This is a genomic window from Mesorhizobium sp. (genome assembly GCF_004962925.1).
Classification (GTDB): domain Bacteria; phylum Pseudomonadota; class Alphaproteobacteria; order Rhizobiales; family Rhizobiaceae; genus Mesorhizobium.
In genome coordinates, this window is record NZ_SUEO01000390.1 from 1 (window position 1) to 1559 (window position 1559).

Annotated in this window: 1 protein-coding gene and 1 pseudogene; one reads left to right on the forward strand and one right to left on the reverse strand. The window is 63.8% G+C overall.

Going from position 1 to position 1559, the window contains the following annotated elements; all coding sequences use genetic code 11:
- A partial coding sequence (locus tag E5W87_RS35285) for a glycosyltransferase (protein WP_292408553.1) occupies positions 1 to 766 on the reverse strand: 766 nt, incomplete at its 3' end.
- A gap of 176 nt (positions 767 to 942) precedes the next feature.
- Here E5W87_RS35285 and E5W87_RS35290 point away from each other — a divergent pair.
- A pseudogene (locus tag E5W87_RS35290) lies at positions 943 to 1559 on the forward strand (GtrA family protein); the annotation flags it as partial.

Genomic DNA, 1559 nt, shown 5'->3' on the forward strand with positions numbered 1-1559 from the left:
CCCAGGTCGGCATGCGTGGGACAAGGCCGGTTTCGACGAACTCGATCAGCACCGGCACCATCAGGAACAGGCTCGATGCCAGAAAGATCACCGCGAAGGCGCCGAAAAAGCGCAGCGGCTGCGTCTCCTTCATCAGCATGGCGAACATCCACAGGATCTTCGCGCCGTCGCGATAGGTCGACAGCTTCGACGAGGAGCCCTCCGGCCGGCGGCCATAGTCGAGCCCGATCTCGCTGACCGGCAATTTGCCGGAGACGGCGGGAAAGCTCTTGACGAAGCGCCTGGTGAAGGCGCGGTAGCCGGAGAAGATGTCGGTGAACTCGCTGCCGAACAGCCATTTGTAGAGGCGATTGAAGATGCTGTTGCCGAAGGCATGGCCAGTCCTGCCGGCATCGTCGGTGACGCCTCGCCTTGTCCCGACCACCATGTCGGAGCGCTCGGTGAGCAGCGTGTTGATCAGTTGCGGCGCGTCCTCCGGCGCATAGGTGCCGTCGCCGTCGGCCATCAGATAGATGTCGGCTTCGATGTCGGCGAACATGCGGCGCACCACGTTGCCCTTGCCTTGGCGCGGCTCGCGGATGACGGTGGCGCCAGCCGCGCGGGCTCGGAGCGCCGTCAGATCGCGCGAATTGTTGTCATAGACATAGATCGCGGCCGTAGGCAGGGTTTCGCGAAAACGCCGCACCACCTCCGCGATCGTCAGCTCCTCGTTGTAACAAGGCAGGAGCACGGCGATGGCGGGTTCGTAGCGAACTTCTTGCGGCATTTTCGTCTCCGGATGCCTTGGCCCGGGACCTTGGCCGTGCTGAATGCCGGCCTACTCGGGCGCCTTTACTATTTATTGAAGCCGTTAAGGCTAGGTTTAAGCTGCCCCACATTCCTTCCAAAGGTCATAGAATGAGCACAGCCAAGCATGGCGCCTCCATTTGGAGGTCCGATATCGTGCTGCTGGCGCTGCTTGCTACGCTGGTGGCGTTCGCCGTCAATGCCTGGGCCGGATTCCCCCAATTGACCAACGCCCACGGCGACAACGACAGTTTGCTGCGTTTGGTCGAGGTTCGCGACCTGCTGGCCGGCCAAGGCTGGTTCGATCTGCACCAGTACAGGATGGGGCCGGAAGGCGGCTTCGTCATGCACTGGTCGCGGCTGGTCGATGCGCCGATCGCCGCCATCATTCTTGCAGCGACGGCCCTGACCGGCAGCATGCCCCTTGCCGAGAACGTCGCGCAAGTGCTGTGGCCGGCGCTGCTCTTCTGCCTCGCGGTGTTTTTCATTACCCGCGCAGCGCGCAATTTCGCCGGCGAGGCCGCCGTGCTGCCCGCCGTCGTCGTCGGCGCGGCGGCGTTGCACTTCATAGGCATCTTCTCGCCGGGCGCGCTCGACCATCACAATGTTCAGCTCACGCTGACCATAGCCAGCCTCAGCCTGCTGCTTGAAGCCACTATGCGCCGGCCGGCAGCGCTGTTGTCCGGCGTGTGCGCCGCGCTGATGCTGGCTGTCGGCATGGAAACCGCCCCCTACGTCGCCACCATCGGCGCCTGCGTCGCGCTCCTGTTCGC